Raw genomic sequence first — 22,250 nt, forward strand, 5'->3', positions numbered from 1 at the left:
TCAAGGGGGTGGTTAACAAAGCATTTTCCTTAGCTGTTTAATAAATTTAGAGAGGAGGATGGGCTTGAAGAATTTAGAGCTGCGGAACGAAATTAAAAGGTCTCGGCTTTACTACTATGAGGTGGCTGCTTACTTGGGTGTTCATGAGAATACACTGTATAGGTTGCTCAGATCAGATCTTTCTGGAGAACAAAAGGAAAAGATCAGAAATGCGATTAAACAATTAAAAAAACTTGCTGTAGCAAACTAAAGCTGCAATTTTTCAACCATTGGTTGTTAGATTGTGGCTTTTTATTTTGAGGAGAGGCGGCCAACAAGTGGGTAAATCAAAAGAGATTACAATTCCAGAGCATATACAAAGGGTTTTAAATCTTATACCAGAAGGATCTGACAGCCCAATTACCGTTAGGACGTTGTCGAGTCTTACAGGTTTTCATGGAACAGTTATTAGAGATTACATTTCCCAGGCTGTAGTTAAATACGGACAGCCCATCGGCACATCAAATTCGGTTAATCGTAGCGGGTACTATGTGATTTCTACAGCTGATGAGAGAGAAGCGACCATTAGGAACTTGCGCAGCAGAGCTATAAAAATCCTAAAACGGGCTAAGGCTCTTGAAAAGATGCCGGATAGAGGACAAATAAAGCTCCATTTATGACAAGTAAGGGGATGGTATGGTGGATATTCGCAAAGAGCTTGATAAAGTTTTTGATACTGACCAGTTTACAGATGTAGAGTTATCAAGGCTCTGGCATCAATTGGAGGCAGAACAAAGTGGAGAAATGGACTAAGTTCATTGAACATGAAATCGAATTTTATTTAAATTATGATTCTTATGTTCAAGACATAAAAGATTTAATCCTTGAGAACGAACTGGATATCCAGTGGCCCATTACTTTTTATGATGAAGCTGAGGGAAGGATTTATAGAAAATGTCCGGGGACTGAGGAGCAAGCTATTCAGCGTATAGCTAAACGGGATCGATTGAATCTTATGCTTAAAAGAGCCTCTGATCGCTTAAAACGCTTCTATGACGCTTATTCTACGCTTTCCAATACTGAACAGGAACTCATTTATCATTTGTATTTTGAAAATCATTATAACGAACAAGAGGTTTTAATAAAATTAGGTTTATCGAGCAGGGATGAACTTGAGTCTTCCAGATGGATTGTTCTAAATAAAATACTTAGGTTTTATGAGGAGGGTCGTAATGAGAAAATTACGGCCTTTTTTGATGCCCGAAAAGCCAAAAGAACAGTGTTGATTACGGGGAGTCCGTCTGATTATAAGAAAGAAGGTGCGCTATGAGTTATTTTGATTCGTTTATTAAGAAGCAGAAAGAGATTCAGTCCGGAAAAGCGAAGCCTCATACGTTGGGGCCAGTCCGGGATGTCCCCTCTGAAATATACGGCAAGGACAGAGGCAATAAGAAGCTGAGCGAGGACGGGGGCACCGGGTACGACTGGACAAAAAAATACCTTAGCCCACTTTCCTCGAAAAACTTCGGCTCGGACAACGAAACGAAATTCCGCACCGTCATGGAAAAAATGGGCGTGACGGATCAAAATAGGCAGGATGAGTTCCGACAATGGCTGGATGCCAATGAGCTCATGAAAGACACAAGGGAACGTGAAACAAGAGAGAAGGAGACACTCGACAATAAATACAAGATCATAGGGGAGCGCTCACTCGAAAACAGCGTAAAGAACCGAAAAGAAGCGGAAGCAGAAGAGAAGTTAAAACGAGATGTGCAGGGTTCAAATGGGGGAGCGATTGCCAGACGCCAGGCTCAGGATGGCAAGGATCGTGGAGGCTTCTTAGGATTCATGGACCGTTTTGTCGCTCCGATCTCAGAAGGGGCCAAAGACTTCATCTTCCCAGGACTCACTGAACAAGAAGCAATCAGTGAGATTAAAAGCAAAGGCGAATTGAATCCAGTCACAGCTGCAGCACTTAAAGATCGCGGACTGGAAACGACCGTACTTAAAGGAACAGGAGCCGTCCTTTCAAGTATCGCCCCAGTAGGTAAAGCTTATCAGGTAGGGGATAAGGTATTCAAAGGGTTTAATGCCATTAAGAATCCGATTGCTAAACAATTAGTCCGAGGCGGTACCGCAGGGGCTACGTTTGAAGCGGGAAGAGCAGCGGTCAATGAAGTGGCGGCACCAGATCAAGCGAACTTCGGGGATTATGCAGCTCGTATTGGACTATCGGCGGGACTCGGGGCGGTTGGTGATGCAGCAGTCAGCGGAATAGGTACTCAAATCGCCAAGCAGAAGGGTTTGAAACAGCTATTCAATGATATTCAGGCCAACCAAAAGTCTGTGGAGGAAATAGCGCAATCCGATGCTTTCACGCCTAAATTTCAAGCATTTAAGGAAGCACTTGCTAACCTCCCAAAGAAGGAAGCGACTGCTTCAATTGACTCGTTTATCAGTAAATTGAACCAAGCGAAAGCATTAAAAGGGGAAACCGCGGGAATTAAATATCCATCCATTGAGGAACGATTGAAAAACTTCACCCTGCCGGCCAAGGATATTCCAAAAGTTACTATCCCTAAACTCTCCAGAAGCGAGGATCCTGGGCTTGATGATCAAATTAAAAGGCTGTTTGCAAAAGATGCTCAAGCGGCAGCGGATAAAAAGAAGACGGATTTCAATGCCATGTTTGGCGGGGTTATTGCAGATGCCAATAAGGGGATGCGCCAAACTCAACCTAAGCAAGAATTCGATTTTGACCGGATGTATGAAGGGTTTGTTCAGTATGTGAAAGAACAGGGTTATGAAGCCAATAAAATGACACCTGAGGCGCTGGATGAAGTATTTACCCACTATGCACCGAAGGATTTCCCTTATAACTTGGATCAGTTGACGAGCAAGATATATAAAGATTCTCCAGCTTTCAAGAGCACGATGTATAAACAGCCCATTGGACCTGAGCAAAATCTTAGGACTATGCTTCAGAATGATCCTAAGATAAAGGATTTACTTAATGGGTTCAAACCGAAGCCAAAAGCTCCGGCGTTCAAGGAGTTCAATAAAGAGATGGATGACTTATTTAGGTTCTTCGATGAGCCAAAACCAGCAACAACTACACAAACCGAAGCGGGTGCAGCTGAAAGATTCACCAACATCGATTCAGAACCTTATGTACCATTGAAGCGGGTTAAAGAAGAATCTACAGCCTCAACATCACCTTTGGATCCAGAGGACTTATCAGGCCAAATTGTTAAGTTGAAAGAGACGGTCAAAAATACAAGAAACCCTATTGAAAAGACGGCCCTGCGTTCCCAGATTGCTGACCTTGAGCAAGAGGTGAAAATGGTTAAGGAGAAGGGATTGATCGGCGAAGATAGCACATACGAGGACCTTCTGGTTAATACGGATAATTGGAAAGATAAGACGCCTATCCTTTATCAACGAGAAACGATGGATCGGAACTTTGAGGATATTATGGGTCAGGACGCTCAAGGCATGAGGAAGGTGTTCTTGGACCCCGTGAAATCTAAGGAAGCGGAGCGAATTCGGTTTTTGAATGATGAGCGGTCTAAAATTAAGGAATTCAAAATCAAACCGGGAAGCCAAGATGATAAGTTTGTTCAGATGTACGGTGAGAATAAAATATCCCTGGATGAACTAAAGCAAAAAACCTCCAATTGGCGCGAAGTCGATAAGCTGGCCAAACATTACCGAGCCACATATGACCGTATGATCCAGGAGGCTAACACCGTTTTGCGTGAAAACGGAATGAAGGAAATTCCCTATCGAAAGGATTATTTCCCTCACTACGAGGATTTAACGGGATTTGAGAAGTTCTTCAAAGAAATCGGCTTTGATATGAACAACAACTCTCTTCCAACGGATGTTAATGGACTTACCGGGCAGTTCCGTCCGAATAAGGCCTTTTTCAAGCATGCACAGCAGAGGAAAACGGATGAAACGGCATTTGGAGCTTCAGAAGGCTTTGACGGCTACGTTGAGGGAGTTTCTAATATCATTCATCATACAAAGAACATCAAACGTCTGAGAGGTTTAGAGAACGCTATACGGACGAAGTATGAGGGGGATGAAAAGCTTACTAATTTCGTTGTGGAGCTGTCTGACTATACAAACTCCCTCGCTGGTAAGAAAAACATGATTGACCGTGCAGCTGAACGCCTGGTCGGAAGGAAATTCTATAATTTTGCGGATACGGTCCGGAGAAAAGTCGCGGCAAACATGATCGGGGCCAATGTAGGCTCTGCTCTGACTGGATATATTCCTATGACTCAAGCATTGGCCACTACTTCCAAACCGTCCTTTGTTAAGGGGATGACAGACACATTTAAAAATGTCTTTAAGGACGATGGCTTTATCCAGCAGTCTGATTTCTTGACGAAGCGGGTGGGCGCAGATCCACTATATAGAAACTGGTGGAATAATACGATTGATAAGTCCATGTGGCTTATGAAAACGGTCGATATGTTCTCAGCCCAAACCATTGTCCGTAGCAAGTATGCAGAAGGTCTTAAAAAGGGGTTAAGCTCAAAAGAAGCCATGAAACAAGCGGATGACTGGGCTCAGCGGATCATGGCCGGGCGTGCAAAAGGAGACGTACCAACCTTAATCGGTTCCAAATCTCTGGGAGCTCTTACCCAGTTCCAATTAGAGGTAAATAACCAGATTTCCTTTATCTTTAAGGACATTCCAAAGCACGTTGACAAAAAGGGAGCGGCTTCCGCGTTGGGTCAATTAGCTCTGTATTCTTACTTCTTCAACAACCTCTACGAAAAGGCAGTGGGGCGCCGGCCGGCATTTGATCCATTAGGGATAGCTTTTAAGGCATACAGCGATTACAATGATGATGAAAAAGATAAAATGGAATCTTTAGGAAATGCAACGATGAGCGCGATTAATACGCTACCGTTCACATCAGCTTTTGCCGGAGGGCGTGTTCCAGTGGGTTCTGTATTCCCTAATCCATTTGCAATGCTTAAGGGAGAGGCTAAGCCGGAGGACGAGTTTCTAAAGCCCTTAATTTACGGAGTGCTTCCAGCTGGCGGATCCCAAATCAACAAAATGAATGATGCAGCAAGGACATTGGGAGAGAATCCTCTGTTCCCTCAAAAGATGGCTGGTGTATACAACGACAGCGGGCAATTAAAATACCCGGTTGATAAAGGAACGGCTAACCAGTTTAGAGGGTTAATCTTTGGGAAAAGTGCATTTCCGGAAACCCAGGAGTATTACGATAAAGACCGAAGACAGTTATCTAATAAGCAAACGGCAGCTTTAGAAGAGTCGGCCAATCCGAAAGCGGATTATGATGCAATGATGATGGAAAGAACCATTAACAAGCTTAAGAAAATCAAAAATCCAACAAAAGACCAGACAGCTAAGCTCGATGCCTTTTTCAAAAAACTTGAGAAGTTAAAAGGGGAGTAGAAAGATGCTGGGTTACATTGGAAATCCGATAACGGGGACAGCGGCGTTGATCATTTACCAGGTTGCTCTGATCGTAGTGTTAGGGATTGCATTTGCAATTTGGCAAGTGACCAAGTCGCGTTTAACAGCAAGCAAAGGCTATGAAAAGGCAGAGAATCGATTTTTCGATTGGTATTATAACCGTTCTTACGGATTCAGGCGCTTTCTCCACGGATTAGGTATAGCTGCTGTTTGTGCCTTAGGATTAACATTAATCATATACTTCGGATAAAGATGTGCATCATCCAGACCCCTCAGATTCGATTCTAAGGGGTCTTTTTTATTTTGGTAATGTTTTATATTAGAGTCACAAAAATACTCTTATAGTGGATTTCTGTCCGTCTCACGACTTGTTTATCAAAGTGAATTAAATTAATTTTCCTAATGATTTCGGTAAAAGTGTATAGGAGGGATTTTATGGGGCGAGGAATGAGGCCAGATTCGAGGCTAACAACGAATATGTGCCATTCGATTGATATTGGAAAGCTAAAGAAAATAGGTCATTTTCGTAAGGGATGTACTGTGAGCGGGGATTTAACTTCACGTTTTGTGAATAGCGGGAGAGAAGTGAAGATGTACGTTAAATCATCAAGGGATGAAATGTTACTTGTTTATGATCTAAATAATGAGAGGCTGTCCTATAGAATTCCTATTTTGTATTCAGAATGTAATTATGGCGGCAAACGACCGTGGTTTAGTTGTCCTAATTTAACCTGCAGCAAACGAGTCGGAGTCCTATTTTTAGCGGGCCAATACTTCCTCTGCAGACACTGCCATAATTTAGCGTACGAAACCCAGAATATGAGCGACGCTTTTCGTTTACTGGAAAAAGCTCAAAAGATTAGAGGCAGGATAGGGGGCATTATGACTTCTGAACCTTTTCCGGAAAGGCCCAAAGGTATGCATTACAGAACCTATGCAAAAATGTCGAGTGAATATAATCAAGCACTTAATCAATCGTGGGGGATAGCCGCAGATCGGTGGGGCAAAGTGATTTGATTGTCGGACTTTTATGGTTATCCCTTACCTCGGGGTGTACTGATTGGTACGGGGTCCCAATTGATTTTTTGACACGCAGCACGCAAGGGAACACACAACGGATTTTTTCACACGATACACGCATGAGCATTTAGCATCCTCACATATCTAACACCCTAAATGGATTTAGCCTTTATGAAATTGCATTTTCAGGGGAGATTCGGGAGTTTTGGGACCCCCTAAAAAAGAGTCTCCTATGTGTTTTGAATTATTGGTGAAAAGGTAACTTTTCGCCAATAATATAAGATTATTTGCAGAGTTTGCTGGTCAGACAATGTTTAATATGCAATTGCAATGCAAGTGCAAAGACTGGAAATTTCCGCAGGGGTTTTTCACACGATTCGTACATGAGTATTCGTAAATTGGTTTCACAAAAAAGTGTGACCAATCTTTCGAGGCCAAGATGTTACACTGTTTTGTAAGAGTAAAGGTGAGACATTGTTGGGTCACCTTAATGTTGGTAAGTTAAGGGAGGGAGTCTTTTATGGAAAACCCACCGGATTATGTACTTGAGAAAATTGTTGATTTTTTCCTCGAACATTCAATCCCAAAAATACTGGAAAAGGAACGATTGGAAATGCTCTCGCTACCAGCGGAGATTGATCGTAAGGCATTCATAGAAAAGCCGCATTCAATCCCTTCAACTGGCGAAGTTAAGACCATTGATGAAAAATTGACGGATAACCGTTCACAGTAAGAAATAACACCTACAGCCGATATAAAAGGCGGAGGTGTTAGGTATGGACTTAGTTCAAAAGAATTTGCAAGAATCCATGAATAATATGGTTATGACGTTAGTGATTCTTATTGTCATTCCAGCAGTCGCTGGGGGTGCTGCCGGGCTAATCTTAAGATATTTGAGGATCCCTGGAAATATCGCCAATGGGATAGGCACCATTTGTTCTTTGGTAACTCTTTATTATGTGGCATTATGGTTATTTACTTAACCCAAGCCATTCGCTGCAGCTAAACACAGAGCTGCAGTTTTTTTATTTCACATACATTCCATTCCGATTATGAAAATGAAGGTAATTTTTACTATTTGTGGAATTTAAGCTAAGTAAAATTATCTATAGGGAGTGTGTGATGTGAAAAAGAAAGGTGTATTAGTTCTTGTCTCTGTGCTGGTTTTATCTATGCTGTTTGTAAGTACGGGCTATGCTAAGTCTGTGACAAAGAAGATTAGCGCAGTATTTGGGGCTTATGTAATTAAAGTAAATGGAAAGCAGCAAAAAACCGAAACTCTTGCTTCCGGATCTAAAGTGTATATTCCGATAACAGAAGTTTCTAAGCTGACTGATGCCTCTGTATCAAGATCTGGGAAGACCTACAACGTAAAGTCTGTAAAAGGGGATTTAAAGACGTGGGTTAAGCTAATGGATTACTACAAAAGGTTGGATAGTTCTTTAGAAGGTCATTACATGATCGGAGATTTTATGGATAGGGCTTATATTGATATCCGAGATAATAATTCCTTGAAGGAACTGGACAACGTAATTGATAAGTACAATTTCTTGGTCAAAATTAACAATAATTATAATTATGAAATGAACGGACTGATAAAAACCCTTGCTGCCCAGGGTTATAACATGAGAGCTGAGGAATCTCAGATCACGGCAGTGTTAGACGATTATGAAGGGTCACTCAAAAACTTAGCGGGAGCATTGGCTTCGCTCGAGAAATACGCTCAAACAGGAGATGAAAGATTGATTGACCAGCATTATGCTCAACTGAACAAGGCTTATGATTTTTCCTTCTCAGGGCGAGAAAAATCCTTTAAAAGATACAATTATTATCTAACTGTGATTAGTAAAAAATAAATCCCTAAAGAGAGATAAAAGTGTAAGAACAAATAGCTATTCCTCTCCCGGTACAAAAGTTGTAAAATGTATAAGTTGTCCGGGAAGGGGAGAAGATGATGGCTAACGAAGAAAAAGACATGGAAACACTTAAGACAGAAAAAGAGGCAGACATAAGGGAATGGACCGAAAGGAAAATTGTGGTTTCTAAGCAATGGATAGAAGAAGAAGAGACACAGAAAGGTCGTAATTTTATAAGAGGCGGCATTTACATGTGTGAGTTAGGAGAAAACATCGGAAATGAACAAGGAGAAGTTCGTCCGGTTATCGTTATCTCAAATGACTTGATTAACACGACATCCGGAAATGTGTTTATCGTTCCTTTGACCAAAAACCTCAAAAAGAAGGTTAAAAGAGATGGAAATAGGCAGGTCATAAGGGATACGAACGGCAGAGTGGTTTATCTGGATGTACCTAAAATGCAAAGTCATTACTTTCTTAGGAAGAGTAAATATGATTTTCTGACACATGATTCGGCTGCGATGACTGAGGTATCAAGAGCTGTTAGTAAGATAAGGATCACAACGCACCTTGGAACTATTTCTGATAGTGATTTGGAGAAAATCTCAACCCGTCTTGAATGGGTAATGGGGATCAGGAAGAGCAACCGTAAAAGTTAAGGTGCACCCTTCTAACAGCGTTATCCCCCCTTTCGAAGCCATATTTGGGGTTTTGATGCTTGACTGTGGTGGAACATGTATCCTATAATGATGTTACTTAGTTAACTACATTGCCTGTCTCGTCACAGGCGTTTCGCGTGATCTTTGATCAAAAACAATCACGTTATTTCAACAGGGGCCTTTTATCGGCCCTTTTTTCATATCCAATTTTATTTGTACATAATGATAAAAAGACTCCATATACTGTTATTACATCGCCTGTCTCGTCACAGGCAAATCCCCGTTTATCGGGTATTAGTTGTCTGCTAAGTCGTAGACAAACCGCCCCAGCGCTTTTGCTGGGGTTTTTATGTTACATAAGTCTGATTATGTATCGAAAATAAGCTCATAGCTATATGTGGGTGCCACAAAACTGTCTTACCCCTCCGAGCGATTGTTAGTGGAAGAGAGTTGCATGCATTTCTGGCAATTAAAACTCCTTACAAACAATCGTTTAAACGAATGATTGAATATGGATTTGAACTAAACCCAGATTTTATAGCTATTACTCAAAAAAGAGTAACAGCTCAAAAAAGCTGTTTAGCTCATTTTTGAGCGAAAGTACCAGGGGGCATAGCTTGCAAGACGATCACCTAAAACTCGACATGAAAAAAAGGATTTGACCAATAGTCAAAGCAGACAAATTGAAGTCGTTCAAAAATGACCAAGTTCAAACTCAGGTTGCCGGCGGCGTTCTTTGCAGCTCTGAAGATATGTCCATGAGCCCTTTGCTTATAATAGTGTGGGTAACAACTAATTACTTGCGCTTTAAAATTACTCATTGAAAATCCCCGTAAACCCTTGGAAACAAAGGGTTTACGGGGATAATTTGTTGGACAAATCTATGGATAGAAATTATCCATTTTACTATCCCTTTTTCTATCCGAAATCACGCCGTTCTTGCGGCCGTTCTTGCTAAATGATGCCTAATATAAGTGATGTATTATCTCTGTGTTAAGCCTGCTGATAAAGTTCTGGAAAAGTCAGAATGCCCACTTACACACCATGCAAATGTCTGCATGGTTTTTCGTTCTTTTTGAAGATAAATAATGCTAACGCATTGGACCTCTGGCGTACTCCTTAATCTTGCTTTCATGTTCAAACAGGAAGTGGTCATATTCGAGAAGGTAAGCAACGGTGAGGAACCAAAACACTTTATCGTACATGACTTTTAAAGACTGTTTGTAAATGAACGGCTTATCCTTCAAAAAATCATTCTGTGCAGCGTAAATCCAGAAGAGCTTTGACCCTTTTTGGATTCTTTGTAAAGTTGCGATCAGAGCCTCATTGATTCCTGGTGCTTGATACGAAAGCTGCAGAACTATATCATCTGGCGCTTTTCCTCTATGTATTTCAATTACATCAACTCCATCAATCCTCATGACCAATCTCTCCTTCGCTTGAATTCAGATAAAGGATAGTGCATGTTCCCTGGATTTGGCTAATGAGCATTTCCGGAATTTGGTGAGGGTAAAACCATCGGAATTCCGGATTTCAGCTAAGAATAAATCTTTTTTGCGGCGTTAAAAATGGTTTTTGGGGTGAAAAATAATTTTTTAGCCGGCGGATACATTCTAACCGCATAGCAGCATCTCAAGGCCTGTAAACACGTTGATAAAAAGAAGAATACTTGCTTACGGAGGTTAATGCATACAGAAACTCCAAGTCACCTGATAAAAAAGACAACATTAATCCCCAAAGTAAAGTAAAAGAAAAGAAAGTAAAAGAAAAGAAAGAGAAAGTAAATAAACCTTTTAGTCCTAAACAAGTTTATGACGAGGACAATATCCACTGTGCCTTCATCATTAATCAGCTCTTTTTATACAAAAAATAAGAATGTATGTTCGTTTTCGGTTAGGAAAGGCCCTATATATCCCAGTAATCTTTAACATTCCAGAAGTCCTTCACTTCGGCAGCTGGCTTAATTTTACGTATCGCATTAAGAAGCTTCTTCATAGTTGATCGGCTTGGTATATAGTCAGGATCGTTGCAAATTTTGCTAATGGTATTCCGGCTAATCTTAGAGGCCGCACACAGATCCTCCTGACTGTAACCCTGCTTATCAATGAATTTCCCTACTTTACTCCGTTTCTTTCCACTACCCCACATAAAGTTCACTCCTATACGTCTTGTAATTGTTAAGCAGTATGGACACCTTTCCCAAAACGAATACGAAATTTTCCCAAAGAAATTGTGAAAGTTGGACAAACCGTGCTGCATACGATGGGGTAAGAACGTGGTACACCAGCCTCCTTTGAAAGTGGTATATCAGGGTTTCAGGGTTACAAGCTGTTTAATGATCTCCCAGTTAATCCACCACAAGTCTTTATTTTGAAGGACTCATTGCTAACCTATCGAGTACATCTTTGCTGGTACATTAGTCCAAGCAGAAACGCTGTTATACCGGGGAAAACAGGATTTATTAAAAAAGAGAGACGCGGAATGAAAATAGAAGGGAGGGAGCGGGAACGGAGAAAATAGAACCTTTGAGGAGGATACATCAATGGGAGAAATTGTTTTAGTCGGAGTTATCGGAAGTTCAATTATCGGGGTGGCATTGTTGGAGGACCGATTGTTAAGCTTCGGGAGGTTTGTCGAGGCAGACTTGCTTGGCTTCCTTTTAAGATCCGGGCTCACTGTATCAGGAATATGGGCTGCAGCGTCGTTAATCATGCAAGCCATCAGGAGGTTTATTCTCTGATGATCAAAAGATTTTTATTAAGAGCTAAACTACAGAACGCTTTCAAGCTGGTTGATCTATCTCATAAGTTTACAAAGGGTAAAAACCAATTTACACGTTATCCATCCATTCGTATAGCTGAGGAGCGTCAGGATTACCTGTATTACGTCTTTTATCTTCCAGAAGGGTTAAACCCCAATGATTTAAAAAAGAAGGAATATGTGCTTTCTCAGGCGTTTGGGAGCGCCTATGAATTAAAGGGAGATGGAAAGAAGTATTCGCTGAAAATTTTCACCAGTGAACCGGAAACCTGTATTAGTTTTGATTTTGATGAACTCCAACCATTCCTTAACCATAGAATTCCAGTGCTGGCCGGCAAGGATTCCCTTGGAGAGATGCATTCCTTTGATATGGTCGATAATCCTCATCTACTGATTGCAGGGGAAACCGGGTCCGGGAAGAGTGTGACCATTCGGATGATCCTTACCTCGCTTATATTGACCAAGCGGCATACAATCGACTTCTATCTTGCGGACATGAAAAGAAGTGAATTTCATCTGTTTAGGTATTGCCAGGGTGTAAAGGCTGTAATGACCAAGAAAGATCAACTGTTAAGCTGCCTTCGGTTCCTGCGAATAGAACTGCAGCAGCGGGGAGATTTATTAGACGGTAGCGAATTGGAGCATATCGATAAATATAACGAGCGATTTCCGGAGAATCATCGAAATTACATCCTTTTGTGTATTGATGAAGTGGCTCTCCTGAAGAATGATAAGGAGCTCATGGATATCGTTGAGGAAATTTCCTGTATTGGCCGGGCGCTCGGAGTGTTCCTTATTCTTTCCATGCAGCGTCCGGATGGAAAAGTACTTGAAGGGCAGCTGAAAAACAATCTGACCGTTCGCTATGCGTTCCAGCACTCGGATAAAATCAATAGTGACATCACCCTGGGCCGTGGAACTAAGGAGGACGCCTCAAAGCTTGGTAGACCAGGACAATTCTACTTAAAGAACGCTCATATAACGGCTGTTCAAGCACCGTTCTTGACTGTAGAACGGGCAAAAGAATACCTGGAGCCCTATAAGATTAGGCCGCACATAGACGTTAAGGGGGAGGTCGTGAACGAGGACTTTGCACCGATGACTATGATTGGGGAGGAATCAGAGTGAATAAAAGAGATGTGGAGATTTTAGAGAGCCTGAGGAAGTTTAGGGTATTAGACCGGGACCAACTTATTTCCATGCACTTTCAGGGCAATGCTGACAGTATCCAGAGCTGTAATAAGGTGATGAAAAGGCTATCGCGGGATAAGAGAGTCGAAGTGGATCCGGGAGCGCGGCCGTATAATTATTTTCCTGATGGATCTGCTATGAAAAAGAACAGCACGAAGATTCCGCACTTTAAAGCAATTGGGGACTTTTATATCGATATATCCACTGTACTGCGGCCGAAAGTATTTGAAGTGGAATATAAAACTGGGAGCAAAGGCAGCGTTGAACCTGACATTTATATGATTTGGAACAAGATCCCCTTCTTTGTGGAAATTCAGAGGAACATCTACTCCAAAAAGGTGATGGAACGGAAGCTGGAACGGTACAAAGACTATTACAGCAGTGGTTTGTGGAAGGAAAGAATGAAGTTTTTCCCTTACTTATGGATTATAACGGAACATGTTTATTTGTTAAATTTCGAGCCATTAAAAGTGTATCAAACCAAGACGGTGAATGAGATGATTAACACTTATATGGTTAAGCAGGGAGCCGGCTGAGGGCTCTTTTTTTGTTTTCGAATTTTTTGAGAAACTATTAGTTAGTCAAAAAAGTCTAACCAATAAGTAAAGGACGAAAATGTCTCTTAATAAAAAAAGAGTAAGAACTTTTGAACATTTTTGTTTAAAAGTCTGACCAATTTCAAATATGAACGGGTTCAAATACAAGTGTGAAGGTTTTTACGGTTGTTTAGATGACCTCGTGTTTTGCGAGTTCATCTAAATACTTGGTTTCAAAAAAAAAGTTGTTGATCAAAAATGACCGGGTTTGAAAAGGGTATTAGTCAAAAAAGGATAACAGCTCAAGGATAAGACTTATTTGGGGTACCCTTTGAAATTAACTAATACGAGAAGTTCCATTGCATGAAACGAATTTCGGACGAAACGCACGCATAAAGCGGTTAAGGCGGAGATTAACGCTTAAATCGAATGTTGCGATTTTATTTACTTTTATCACTTCGGAAGCTTATAATGAACCTTATAACAATAAATTATTTAAAAATGCATGAAAAAACCTGATGCTGCTACATCAGGTTAATTCTCCGAATGGAAGTACCTCCATTTTTAAAAATCTAATTAGAATTGACCTACAAAGTTTGTAGGTTATTTTTTTTGTGAATTTGAGAAAACTTGAATAGCTTGGAGTGCTAAGCCGGTTACAGCCACAACAAAAGAAGCTATACTGAGGGCCACTTTATCACCTCCAACTACATCTGTGTACTGGAGGTTAATAATTCCATTCGGGTATTTATCATTTTAACACCTTATAGGAATCGAGGCACTATGTCTGACGTTTGTTATAACGAATATTTTTTGTGTTAATAATTTACAGACATCGTCGGCTAAATTCTTCTTCTCTCCTTAAGCCATGTGAAGAAATCTTCACGTTGAACCTTTTTATAGCGGCCAAGTGGAATTAGCGGGAAGTCTTTCTCATCCATTAGCTCATACGCATACTTCAACCCAATCCCTATTATTTCTGAGATATGCTTAGCGCTTAGCAAGTAAGGTAATTCTGAAAACTCTTCACTTCTTTTACTCTCCTGGTTTGATAAACTTTCCAATTTTATAACTTGATTATAAGCAAGGAAACCGTCGCTAATAAACTGTGAGGATCCTCCACAAATAGGACACTTCATCTTACTGAGGTCACCTTGAATACCAAACATACTTGCGCATTTATCACATTGAAAAGCCAAAATAGATTTTAACGTTGTAAAGTTCATTTTTGATTTTTCTGCCCCTCTAACCATAGGTTGAAATCATTCTTGGCCACTCTTTTTTGTCGTTTAAACCTTATTAACGGAAAATCAACTTCATCCATAATTTCATAAGCAACACGCGTGCTTACACGGAGTATACTGGCTACTTCTTTCGCTGTAAGCAGCGGATCATCATTTGGGGAAGCGATTAATTCAGTTTGCGGCTGAGGTGGTTCTTCTCTCTTTTTATAAATCATGAATCCTTCTTCCAAATTCGAGCATGGTTTCGAGCACTTCAAACACCGATAAATTTCTTGGTGAATGCTGGATCCGAATAAGGCACTGCACTCTCGACATTTAAATACCTGTACAATAGAAAATGTCATATCATCCATGTTTTTTCGTCTCGAGCCATATTAGAAATTCATCTTTCTTTACAAGTTTTCTGCCACCTTTTTCTCCGCCTACATTAAGAGTGGGACAGTCTTTTTGTCTCAGTAGCTCATAAGCTGTGCTCTTTGAGATTCCTAATAATTTATGAATGTCTGTCGCATTCAAGTAAAGCTTATCTTGATTTGAAATAACAATTGGTTCAGGCGTTTTTTGAATATTATAAGTTGTGACCCCGTCTCCAATGGAGTTTTTAACTATTTGACTGCAGCCAGGACAGTAAACATTCTTCTGCCCTTGTACCATAACCATTGAAAAGAAAGTCTTGCAGTAATTGCATTCAAATATCAAGACGCCTCTAACTCTTGTGTCCATCTTTTTATCCTCCAAATAGACGCTGCCATATACTTTTTGGCTCTTCTTTTGCTTGTTCTTCCTCTTTTTTGTCCATTTTTTCATTCGTAGCAGCAATCAGCTTCTTTGTTTCTTGAGACTCCCGAATGGACTTCATAAGCATCTCATCCCGTTTTTTAAGGCTATCTTCTATGTAAGTTTGTTGCTCATCAAGTCTTTTAACGAGCGCCTGGTTAAATTCCTTTTGCTGTTCGATATGTTCCATTAAAACAGAAATTAATTGATTATTAGAACGGTCAGAATCACGCTGTTCTTCAATGTTTTCAGCTGGAACGATACCCGTTCGAGGTAAGAACGCACCCTTTCCAAACCTATCTACAATAACGATTGAAGCGTTACTGATCTGCATGCTGTGGTTTTGAACCAGGTCTTTTAGGTGTCTGAGAACTGTAACGTCTCCTTCAACAAAAAGACGGTTATTCTTCTCGGATCTCATAAACTGGTAGCCTGCTTTTTCTAACGCTATACACCATTTCCTAAGCGTGCTGTCACCAACATCTAATGTGAGACTTATTTCCTTTGGTGTAAAGGCTTTTTCGAACTGTTCCACCGTTATCACTCCCGTTCTTGGTCACGTTCTATCTATCGTTATTGTAATTGACCAAGTAAAGCTTGGACAGACGGAACGGAGATTCGCCCCAGGAGGGAATCACCCTGGAATACTAACCAGGGTGATTAATGTGGTTAAAGCAACGATAAAACGAGCTGATACTTGCATTTTGAATTTAATTTTCTTTGTTTCCACTGAAATTGTCATAATGGGCCTTCTCCTTTCTTGGGATGTCTTTCTTTTTAAGAAGAAATTTCATAACCCTTCTTCAGCAAAAGATTTTTTATTCTATAAAATTGAACACGGAATATTCACCATGTTGGTTCTATCTGTGTCTATTACAATACAATCCATTAATAAGTGGCATTTTGCTCATTCCTTTTAAAAATTCTTTTCGAAAGATAATACCGACTTAATTACAATTTGGCGCAGCGAGGGTTTTCCAGGAGATTGAATTCCACCTTTTTTCCGCTTTTGGAAAAAACCATTTTAATGTCGAGAGTTTAATCTAATGAATTAGAAGTGCGGGGAACGTTCGCCAATTTTGGCAATCGTTATAGTGTAAGTAAATACGCTGTTTTAGGCCTTCCCTGACTTTTTGCCAAAAACGGCATAAAGTCTTCACCCTTAGTCAACTTTTTAGTGAATTTATGAAAAACTGTTTGGAGAGCGAAACGTTACAAATGGATGGGGTCGCGTTTCACGACGTCATCGAGTAAGGTTTTTCACTTTTTTGTGATAAACCGTATTATAGGACCTCGTGTATTGCGAGGTCCTTTGGAAAGGGGGTAGCGTTTTGCTACATCCTTTTATTATGTAAACTAACTCAGTTGTTTTCGTCTGATATATGTCATAAACCCTTTAAATACAGTGTTTTTTATAAACTTGATACATAATTATTGTTATGTTGTTAGTTGTCGAAAAGTATTTGTTTGCACTTATTGCGCGTTCATATGCAGTTATGGTATAGTTATGACAAGGAAAGAGAGGTGTAGATGATGCCGGAAGAGAAACTGATCGATATTAAGGAATTATGTGAAAGGATGGGGGTCAGCGAGCGGCAGATTTATAAGCTTCAGCAAGAGGGGCTCCCGAAAATCAAGATTTCACATAAAGTCACTCGCTATGATTGGGAAGACGTCGTGGCTTGGTTGAAGAAGAGATCGGAGGGTGAAGGGTGAATTTACATCACTTCAATAAGCAGTATGAACAGGTTATGCATTCTGGTGGCCCCAAAGATAAGGTAAATAGGGAGCTTGCTGATTTAATGAGCCAGATGGAGAAGGCATTTAAGATTCCTATGATGGCCAGTCCTAAATGGGAGAAGGAAAACAGGGCTGTTATCGCACTATACAGGAAAATATCAATGAGTCGATCACTGTAAGGGGGGGGAACGGAATGCAGAACGCTGAATACCTGGAGTCTTTCGTTGATTATTTGAAGGAGGAAGAGAAAAGTAATTCCACCATTCAGGGATATGCTGCAGATGTGAAGCACTTCATGGCTACTTTAAACAAAAGCATTACTGAAATAGAGAAAGCAGATGTAAATGCTTATAAACTTGAGCTGATTATGGTCAAAAAACTGAGCTTGCTGTCTATAAACAGAAAAATGGTGAGCCTCCGGCAGTTTATTGAGTTCCTGAACGACCGGTTCCAATTAAGCCTCCATTCTAAAATTAAGCAGGAGAAAATCCAGAAACAGTATTCCTTGAACGATGAAGAATTGTTATCTGTAGAGGATTACAGTCAGTTAATGGCAGCTGTCGAGGACGCTGGAGACCTTAGAACCAAGGCGATGTTTGAAGCCATGTATTTCTCAGGAATGCGGGTAAGTGAAATGCTGCAGCTCAGAATGGATCATGTGCAGGTCAGCGCGAAAGTAATCAATGATATAAGGGGGAAAGGCGGGAAATATCGAGATATATTCATCAGCACCCGGCTCTTGCAATCCCTACAGCAGTATTTAGAAGTGAGAAAACCGCCATACAGTAGCACCACTAATCAATTATTTGTTGGCCAGCGAGGTCCTGTTACTCGGCAAACTGTTCACAATTTGATGAAGCACTATGCAGGAAAAGCGGGTATTCCGGAATCAAAGGCTCATGCGCACAATCTCCGTCACCTGTTTGGACTAAGATTAGCTGCTAAGGGCGTTCCGATTCAAGATATCGCAAAATATATGGGCCATACAAGTATTGAGGTAACAAAGATATATACGGAAAAGCCACGTTCTTACTATGCAGAAACCATTGATCAACTTGTGTAAGAACAATTAAGTTGCTTAATAGTATTGGATATTAGGCACCAGATGCGAAGGAGTGAGAATAGGTATGAAAGCAAAATTATTTAAATTTCCTGTTACTGATTTTGAAGAAGTTTACACAGTAATTGATGAAGAAAATAAAAGATTGCATATATCAAGTGTAAATTACAGTTATAGTATTACATTGGATTTAACAAAGGATTTGAACATTCAAATAGAACAACAAACAAAGTGGGGAGAGCGAAATTTCAACAAAAGAGTTCAACAGATTTTATTTGAAATCCTTGAAGAATTGAGGATTTATACACAACTAATATGATGGGAGGAAGAAGATAGTGAAAAAAGCAATGATTATTAATAACTCGGAGGATGTAAGAGACCGGGAAACGGTTAAAGAACCGGTGCTAATCGTGTTGGGAGAGCAAAAGGAGTTAGATTGGGGTGTTCGGATCATAGCGGAGTCAATGTCTGAACTAAAGGCTATGGAGAAAACTAAAGTGTTTTATACCGATAGCATCAAGCTTGGAAGTACAGAATGGAGAGATGGCATCCTACTTTATGGTACAACGTCGGATAATATTGAGTATCCGGAATATGTAAACAAAGAAAAAGCACGCCCAGCTGCAACTGGACGCGCTCATAAATAAAATCTCAACTAAGGTCAGTTTAACAAGTGGCCGTTAGCTTATCAAGACAGAAATAAAAGAAGGTGTACCAAAATGGAGTTCTTTCCTTTATACGTCGAGCAAATGGAGGAAGATGAAAAATTCAAAAAGCTCTCACCAACAAAGAAATGTTATTACTTCTTGATGCAATCCCAAGCTAATAAAATTGGAGAATACTATATGTCTGATACTGATTTCGCTGCAGCGCTGAATTGTTCACATGAAACTATTACAGCCGCGAGAAAAGAATTCGTAAAGAATAATTGGATAGAAATCATACCAGGCCGTATAGAAAAGAACGGGAGGTTTCTAACGACAGTTTATAAGAAGGTAAAGTGGTCAAAGACTCCTAAAATAGGAGATGGGAAGCGTTTTGTTCAATTTCAGAGATTTGCTTTAGAGAAACTGTTGGGCTTCCATTGCAAGCCGGAAATTATTTTGGTTTATGTATGCTTGTATTATTGGCAAAGCATAAAATCCTTGGAAGACGGGAACTTCTTCATTAGCAAAAAAAAGATGCATGAAATTACAGGCATAAAGAGTGCGAAAAAAATTGAGCAATGTTTGGAAGAATTGCATGATATTGTGGCCTTTAGCGGAAACGAACGGTTCTTTGATTATGAAATTACCCATCACCAGTTCAAAATTCTAAATTGGGGAACACCAGTTGATCCTTCTATAGACAGTACTGCCTATTCCATTCAAAGGGGAATTTGGAACGATATCAAAGAACGGGGAACAATAATGCAACAGGAAAAGAAAGCAAAAGATCAAGAGAGAAAGCTGAAACGAATGGAAAAGGTTTATAATTTTTTTGTAGCGGAACAATCAAAAATAACAGGGAAGAAACCAGCACCATTTGGTCATCAAATTAACGAGTTCCTCTCGCATGCAGTAAATGTAGGGGAGGAGCGAATGGTGGAGCTGATCATTGATTTTTTTAAGGATAGCAATACAAAATCACAGAAAAAAACTTTAGGTAAATTTCTCGAAACATTAAAAAATGTTAAATAGTATTTGTTAAGTGGTAAATGTTAAGTGGTATAAAAATAAAAGTTATGATAGTCTTAAACTGTTGATTTTGTACCACTCAATAAAGATTTTAAAATCTTTATAAAAATAAATTAAAAGAAACTCTCTTCTTGTCCTTTTCTTAAAAAACGAAAAGGACTTTCTTTTTTTGACAGACTGTCTTTGTTTTTGACATTCGTATAGAAAGCTTGTCTATATTTTGATAGACTTAGAGAAAATAAGAAAAACTCCCACAAGGTTTGGCGGCCAACGGGAGTTTCTCGGGTTAGGGACTGTATACCCTTTTTTAAGTTTTCGTTGTTTACAATATAACACAGGTGTACATCCCTTTCCACTATGGAGAGGGGAAAAAATAATGGAAAATGCAAACTCGGTACAAAAAGCCCGGTACCATGCATGGTTTCATCACAACGATTCAGATGGCTGGATCACTGTGGCTAAAAAGACTTCACAAGGCTCTTTTAAGCAAGAACACTTTAAACCTGATCGGTTAGCGGATCAACTATCAAACTGGCTTGGAGAGGATGTTTTTTTTAGTCAAAACACCTTCTACAGACCGTCCAGGAGCATTGAGACCATTAGGCAGCTGCGCTCTTTGTATGTTGACCTGGACTTTTACCTGTTCAATTACAATCCATCATGGGTTATAGGTAAACTTGAGCACGAATTTTATGGTCAGTCTATTCCAGAACCAAATATCCTTATTTTTAGTGGACAAGGAGTCGTTCTGATCTGGTTGCTCGAGCCGGTACCTTATAAAGCCCTCCCTCTATGGCAAGCGGTACAGAACTATTTCCTAAGTGAATTAGCCAGTTTAGGTGGAGATCCGAAAGCTGCGGATGCGGCCAGGGTCTTTAGGATAGCGGGAAGTGTGAATTCTAAAAACGGCGCAGAAGTGAGCGCTGAATATAGGCATAACAATAAATATGAGCTGCGGCAGATTCAATTTGATTACCTTCCGGAGCTCAATGACGAAATAACCCCTCCTAAGAAGAAGCGGAAGGGCCGCAAGAAGAAGGTCGCTCAGCTGTTCAATACCTACAGACTTCATCATGCCAGGGTATTGGATCTGGTTAAGCTGGTGGAACTCAGAAACTATGAGGTTACTGGACACCGGGAGTTAATCTGCTTTCTGTATCGATACTGGCTATGCTGTTATACAAATGACCCTCAGGAGGCCTTGAATCAGGCTGTAACGCTTAATCTGCAGTTTACTAACCCTTTGCCCAACCGAGAGGTAGAAAGGGCTACAAGGAGCGCGGAGAAGGCTTGGAAATCAAAGAGCGATGACGAAGCAAACCGTGTTGCTGTAGAAAAAGGCTATCCAGGAGCCGGATATAACATAAAAAATACCAAGCTTATTAAATGGCTTGAAATAACGGAAGAAGAACAGACCCATTTAAAGACGATTATAGGCCCTTTGGAGAAGAACAGAAGGAAACGTATTGCCAACATGGAAATGCGCCGTCAGCAGGGTGTACAGAAGCGAGAGGACTATATAAAAGAGCAGCACAACAAGACGGACGATTTGCTGTTCAAGATTCAGGAATTGATGGACAAGCAGCCTGGTGTTAAGCAGAAGCAAATGGCTGAAATATTAGGGATCACACCTGCTCGTATCTCCCAATTGAAGAAGATTATAAAAAGTTAAATGGTCTGTACGCTTATATTATGGGCGTTAGCCTGCCAGCTGGTTTTTTAGGATCTTTTCTTTCTTCCGAAGGTGAACTTTTTCGGTACTTTTGAGGTGCACAACCGTGTTATTATGCTATTATCCAGAAGTTTTATAACATTTATGTATGTACATTGTATCTAAAATGTATGGGATTTTGCGATTAGACGCTTTATACTGATATCATCTATTGTTCTGGACCTCTTCGGGGGTTTTTTTTGATTTAGTGGCAGAATAAAGCGGTAATTTTGCGGTGAAAATGCAGGGATTTATTTAGCTTACCATGCTATTGTGATATTGTGCAGGAAGTAGCGCATTAAGGGCATAATTTATACTATAGGGAATTTTTATAGTCACTTTCATGTCACTTTTATGCCTTTTAAAGGTGTTATTCTGTTAACGTGGGGATTTGCACTTATTTTGCACTTTTGAGGGAATACAATCGTTTAAACTGGTATTATTCGCAACATGAGACTATCTTGCGACTTTAGAGGTAGATTTATCGTTTATTATGTTAATATGCAAAACTAACGTCCTCCTCTGGGTGGCGTTTTTTATTTTCGTTTTGGTGGTGGAAGGAAACACCATTATCT

The 22,250-nt window shown here is 40.2% G+C and carries 26 protein-coding genes; 20 read left to right on the plus strand and 6 right to left on the minus strand.

What is annotated here, in order from left to right:
* The first annotated feature begins 64 nt into the window (after positions 1–64).
* The 10 genes from WCV65_RS21050 (at position 65) to WCV65_RS21095 (ending at position 9,574) form a co-directional block, all read left to right on the plus strand.
* Positions 65–250: a hypothetical protein gene (locus WCV65_RS21050; RefSeq protein ID WP_338782417.1), complete on the plus strand. Its 186-nt coding sequence runs from the start codon at positions 65–67 to the stop codon at positions 248–250.
* Between the two features lie 67 nt (positions 251–317).
* Complete coding sequence (locus WCV65_RS21055; protein ID WP_338782419.1) at positions 318–659, plus strand: hypothetical protein; 342 nt, start codon at positions 318–320, stop codon at positions 657–659.
* Between the two features lie 116 nt (positions 660–775).
* Positions 776–1,309 (plus strand): hypothetical protein, encoded by a 534-nt coding sequence (locus WCV65_RS21060; RefSeq protein ID WP_338782421.1) that lies wholly within the window; start codon positions 776–778, stop codon positions 1,307–1,309.
* Positions 1,306–5,424 carry a hypothetical protein gene (locus WCV65_RS21065; protein WP_338782422.1) on the plus strand — a complete coding sequence of 1,373 codons (4,119 nt, stop codon included), beginning with the start codon at positions 1,306–1,308 and terminating at the stop codon, positions 5,422–5,424. The genes WCV65_RS21060 and WCV65_RS21065 overlap by 4 nt, the downstream gene beginning before the upstream one ends.
* A gap of 4 nt (positions 5,425–5,428) precedes the next feature.
* Positions 5,429–5,695: a hypothetical protein gene (locus WCV65_RS21070; RefSeq protein WP_338782423.1), complete on the plus strand. Its 267-nt coding sequence runs from the start codon at positions 5,429–5,431 to the stop codon at positions 5,693–5,695.
* 1,290 nt (positions 5,696–6,985) lie between these two features.
* Positions 6,986–7,198, plus strand: a complete 213-nt coding sequence (locus tag WCV65_RS21075; protein ID WP_338782425.1) for a hypothetical protein — start codon at positions 6,986–6,988, stop codon at positions 7,196–7,198.
* A 43-nt stretch (positions 7,199–7,241) separates the two neighbouring features.
* Positions 7,242–7,448, plus strand: coding sequence for a hypothetical protein (locus tag WCV65_RS21080; protein WP_338782427.1), 207 nt, complete (start codon positions 7,242–7,244; stop codon positions 7,446–7,448).
* 141 nt (positions 7,449–7,589) lie between these two features.
* Positions 7,590–8,321, plus strand: coding sequence for a hypothetical protein (locus tag WCV65_RS21085; protein WP_338782429.1), 732 nt, complete (start codon positions 7,590–7,592; stop codon positions 8,319–8,321).
* Positions 8,322–8,419: 98 nt separating this feature from the next.
* Entirely contained in the window at positions 8,420–8,980 is a 561-nt protein-coding gene (locus tag WCV65_RS21090) for a type II toxin-antitoxin system PemK/MazF family toxin (protein WP_338782431.1), read from the plus strand.
* A gap of 450 nt (positions 8,981–9,430) precedes the next feature.
* Positions 9,431–9,574: an antA/AntB antirepressor family protein gene (locus WCV65_RS21095; protein WP_338782433.1), complete on the plus strand. Its 144-nt coding sequence runs from the start codon at positions 9,431–9,433 to the stop codon at positions 9,572–9,574.
* 497 nt (positions 9,575–10,071) lie between these two features.
* On the opposite strand, the gene WCV65_RS21100 is transcribed toward WCV65_RS21095, so the two are convergent.
* Together WCV65_RS21100 and WCV65_RS21105 are read right to left on the minus strand one after the other, a co-directional pair.
* Entirely contained in the window at positions 10,072–10,401 is a 330-nt protein-coding gene (locus tag WCV65_RS21100; RefSeq protein WP_338782434.1) for a hypothetical protein, read from the minus strand.
* Between the two features lie 484 nt (positions 10,402–10,885).
* The gene (locus WCV65_RS21105) at positions 10,886–11,128 is read right to left on the minus strand and encodes a helix-turn-helix transcriptional regulator (RefSeq protein WP_338782436.1); all 243 of its coding nucleotides are present in this window, start codon (positions 11,126–11,128) and stop codon (positions 10,886–10,888) included.
* 394 nt (positions 11,129–11,522) lie between these two features.
* Between WCV65_RS21105 and WCV65_RS21110 the strand changes: the two genes are divergently transcribed.
* The 3 genes from WCV65_RS21110 to WCV65_RS21120 are packed head-to-tail and all read left to right on the plus strand — an operon-like array spanning position 11,523 to position 13,467.
* On the plus strand, positions 11,523–11,720 hold the full coding sequence (locus tag WCV65_RS21110; RefSeq protein WP_338782438.1) for a hypothetical protein: 198 nt from the start codon (positions 11,523–11,525) through the stop codon (positions 11,718–11,720).
* Positions 11,720–12,868: an FtsK/SpoIIIE domain-containing protein gene (locus tag WCV65_RS21115; protein WP_338782441.1), complete on the plus strand. Its 1,149-nt coding sequence runs from the start codon at positions 11,720–11,722 to the stop codon at positions 12,866–12,868. The genes WCV65_RS21110 and WCV65_RS21115 overlap by 1 nt, the downstream gene beginning before the upstream one ends.
* Positions 12,865–13,467: a replication-relaxation family protein gene (locus WCV65_RS21120; RefSeq protein ID WP_338782445.1), complete on the plus strand. Its 603-nt coding sequence runs from the start codon at positions 12,865–12,867 to the stop codon at positions 13,465–13,467. Before WCV65_RS21115 ends, WCV65_RS21120 begins: the two co-directional genes overlap by 4 nt.
* An 842-nt stretch (positions 13,468–14,309) precedes the next feature.
* On the opposite strand, the gene WCV65_RS21125 is transcribed toward WCV65_RS21120, so the two are convergent.
* The 4 genes from WCV65_RS21125 to WCV65_RS21140 all read right to left on the minus strand — a co-directional run bounded on the left by WCV65_RS21125 (position 14,310) and on the right by WCV65_RS21140 (position 16,023).
* Complete coding sequence (locus tag WCV65_RS21125; protein ID WP_338782447.1) at positions 14,310–14,693, minus strand: helix-turn-helix domain-containing protein; 384 nt, start codon at positions 14,691–14,693, stop codon at positions 14,310–14,312.
* Positions 14,690–14,926, minus strand: a complete 237-nt coding sequence (locus WCV65_RS21130) for a helix-turn-helix domain-containing protein (protein ID WP_338782450.1) — start codon at positions 14,924–14,926, stop codon at positions 14,690–14,692. The genes WCV65_RS21125 and WCV65_RS21130 overlap by 4 nt, the downstream gene beginning before the upstream one ends.
* 130 nt (positions 14,927–15,056) lie before the next feature.
* Positions 15,057–15,434 carry a helix-turn-helix domain-containing protein gene (locus WCV65_RS21135; RefSeq protein ID WP_338782452.1) on the minus strand — a complete coding sequence of 126 codons (378 nt, stop codon included), beginning with the start codon at positions 15,432–15,434 and terminating at the stop codon, positions 15,057–15,059.
* Positions 15,435–15,438: 4 nt separating this feature from the next.
* On the minus strand, positions 15,439–16,023 hold the full coding sequence (locus tag WCV65_RS21140) for a DUF3967 domain-containing protein (protein WP_338782454.1): 585 nt from the start codon (positions 16,021–16,023) through the stop codon (positions 15,439–15,441).
* A 995-nt stretch (positions 16,024–17,018) separates the two neighbouring features.
* On the opposite strand from WCV65_RS21140, the gene WCV65_RS21145 reads away from it, so the two are divergent.
* The 7 genes from WCV65_RS21145 to WCV65_RS21175 all read left to right on the plus strand — a co-directional run bounded on the left by WCV65_RS21145 (position 17,019) and on the right by WCV65_RS21175 (position 21,636).
* A complete protein-coding gene (locus WCV65_RS21145) occupies positions 17,019–17,204 on the plus strand; it encodes a helix-turn-helix domain-containing protein (RefSeq protein WP_338782456.1) in 186 nt (61 codons plus the stop codon).
* Positions 17,201–17,407 (plus strand): hypothetical protein, encoded by a 207-nt coding sequence (locus WCV65_RS21150; RefSeq protein WP_338782458.1) that lies wholly within the window; start codon positions 17,201–17,203, stop codon positions 17,405–17,407. The genes WCV65_RS21145 and WCV65_RS21150 overlap by 4 nt, the downstream gene beginning before the upstream one ends.
* 14 nt (positions 17,408–17,421) lie before the next feature.
* Complete coding sequence (locus WCV65_RS21155) at positions 17,422–18,291, plus strand: tyrosine-type recombinase/integrase (RefSeq protein ID WP_338782460.1); 870 nt, start codon at positions 17,422–17,424, stop codon at positions 18,289–18,291.
* A gap of 64 nt (positions 18,292–18,355) precedes the next feature.
* On the plus strand, positions 18,356–18,607 hold the full coding sequence (locus WCV65_RS21160) for a hypothetical protein (RefSeq protein WP_338782462.1): 252 nt from the start codon (positions 18,356–18,358) through the stop codon (positions 18,605–18,607).
* Positions 18,608–18,623: 16 nt separating this feature from the next.
* Positions 18,624–18,935 carry a hypothetical protein gene (locus WCV65_RS21165; protein WP_338782464.1) on the plus strand — a complete coding sequence of 104 codons (312 nt, stop codon included), beginning with the start codon at positions 18,624–18,626 and terminating at the stop codon, positions 18,933–18,935.
* 72 nt (positions 18,936–19,007) lie between these two features.
* Positions 19,008–19,967: a hypothetical protein gene (locus WCV65_RS21170; RefSeq protein WP_338782466.1), complete on the plus strand. Its 960-nt coding sequence runs from the start codon at positions 19,008–19,010 to the stop codon at positions 19,965–19,967.
* 373 nt (positions 19,968–20,340) lie between these two features.
* Positions 20,341–21,636, plus strand: coding sequence for a replication protein (locus tag WCV65_RS21175; protein ID WP_338782468.1), 1,296 nt, complete (start codon positions 20,341–20,343; stop codon positions 21,634–21,636).
* The last annotated feature ends 614 nt before the right edge of the window (positions 21,637–22,250 follow it).

Origin of the sequence: Metabacillus sp. FJAT-52054 (assembly GCF_037201815.1) — a bacterium.
GTDB classification, from domain to species: Bacteria; Bacillota; Bacilli; order Bacillales; family Bacillaceae; genus Metabacillus_B; species Metabacillus_B sediminis.

Bases quoted from the DNA above. Each gene is read 5' to 3' on its own strand.
- WCV65_RS21065 (WP_338782422.1), top strand. From the start codon at position 1,306: ATGAGTTATTTTGATTCGTTTATTAAGAAGCAGAAAGAGATTCAGTCC.
- WCV65_RS21070 (WP_338782423.1), top strand. From the start codon at position 5,429: ATGCTGGGTTACATTGGAAATCCGATAACGGGGACAGCGGCGTTGATC.
- WCV65_RS21075 (WP_338782425.1), top strand. From the start codon at position 6,986: ATGGAAAACCCACCGGATTATGTACTTGAGAAAATTGTTGATTTTTTC.
- WCV65_RS21080 (WP_338782427.1), top strand. From the start codon at position 7,242: ATGGACTTAGTTCAAAAGAATTTGCAAGAATCCATGAATAATATGGTT.
- WCV65_RS21090 (WP_338782431.1), top strand. From the start codon at position 8,420: ATGGCTAACGAAGAAAAAGACATGGAAACACTTAAGACAGAAAAAGAG.
- WCV65_RS21100 (WP_338782434.1), bottom strand. From the start codon at position 10,401: ATGAGGATTGATGGAGTTGATGTAATTGAAATACATAGAGGAAAAGCG.
- WCV65_RS21105 (WP_338782436.1), bottom strand. From the start codon at position 11,128: ATGTGGGGTAGTGGAAAGAAACGGAGTAAAGTAGGGAAATTCATTGAT.
- WCV65_RS21110 (WP_338782438.1), top strand. From the start codon at position 11,523: ATGGGAGAAATTGTTTTAGTCGGAGTTATCGGAAGTTCAATTATCGGG.
- WCV65_RS21115 (WP_338782441.1), top strand. From the start codon at position 11,720: ATGATCAAAAGATTTTTATTAAGAGCTAAACTACAGAACGCTTTCAAG.
- WCV65_RS21125 (WP_338782447.1), bottom strand. From the start codon at position 14,693: ATGAACTTTACAACGTTAAAATCTATTTTGGCTTTTCAATGTGATAAA.
- WCV65_RS21130 (WP_338782450.1), bottom strand. From the start codon at position 14,926: ATGATTTATAAAAAGAGAGAAGAACCACCTCAGCCGCAAACTGAATTA.
- WCV65_RS21135 (WP_338782452.1), bottom strand. From the start codon at position 15,434: ATGGACACAAGAGTTAGAGGCGTCTTGATATTTGAATGCAATTACTGC.
- WCV65_RS21145 (WP_338782456.1), top strand. From the start codon at position 17,019: ATGATGCCGGAAGAGAAACTGATCGATATTAAGGAATTATGTGAAAGG.
- WCV65_RS21155 (WP_338782460.1), top strand. From the start codon at position 17,422: ATGCAGAACGCTGAATACCTGGAGTCTTTCGTTGATTATTTGAAGGAG.
- WCV65_RS21160 (WP_338782462.1), top strand. From the start codon at position 18,356: ATGAAAGCAAAATTATTTAAATTTCCTGTTACTGATTTTGAAGAAGTT.
- WCV65_RS21170 (WP_338782466.1), top strand. From the start codon at position 19,008: ATGGAGTTCTTTCCTTTATACGTCGAGCAAATGGAGGAAGATGAAAAA.
- WCV65_RS21175 (WP_338782468.1), top strand. From the start codon at position 20,341: ATGGAAAATGCAAACTCGGTACAAAAAGCCCGGTACCATGCATGGTTT.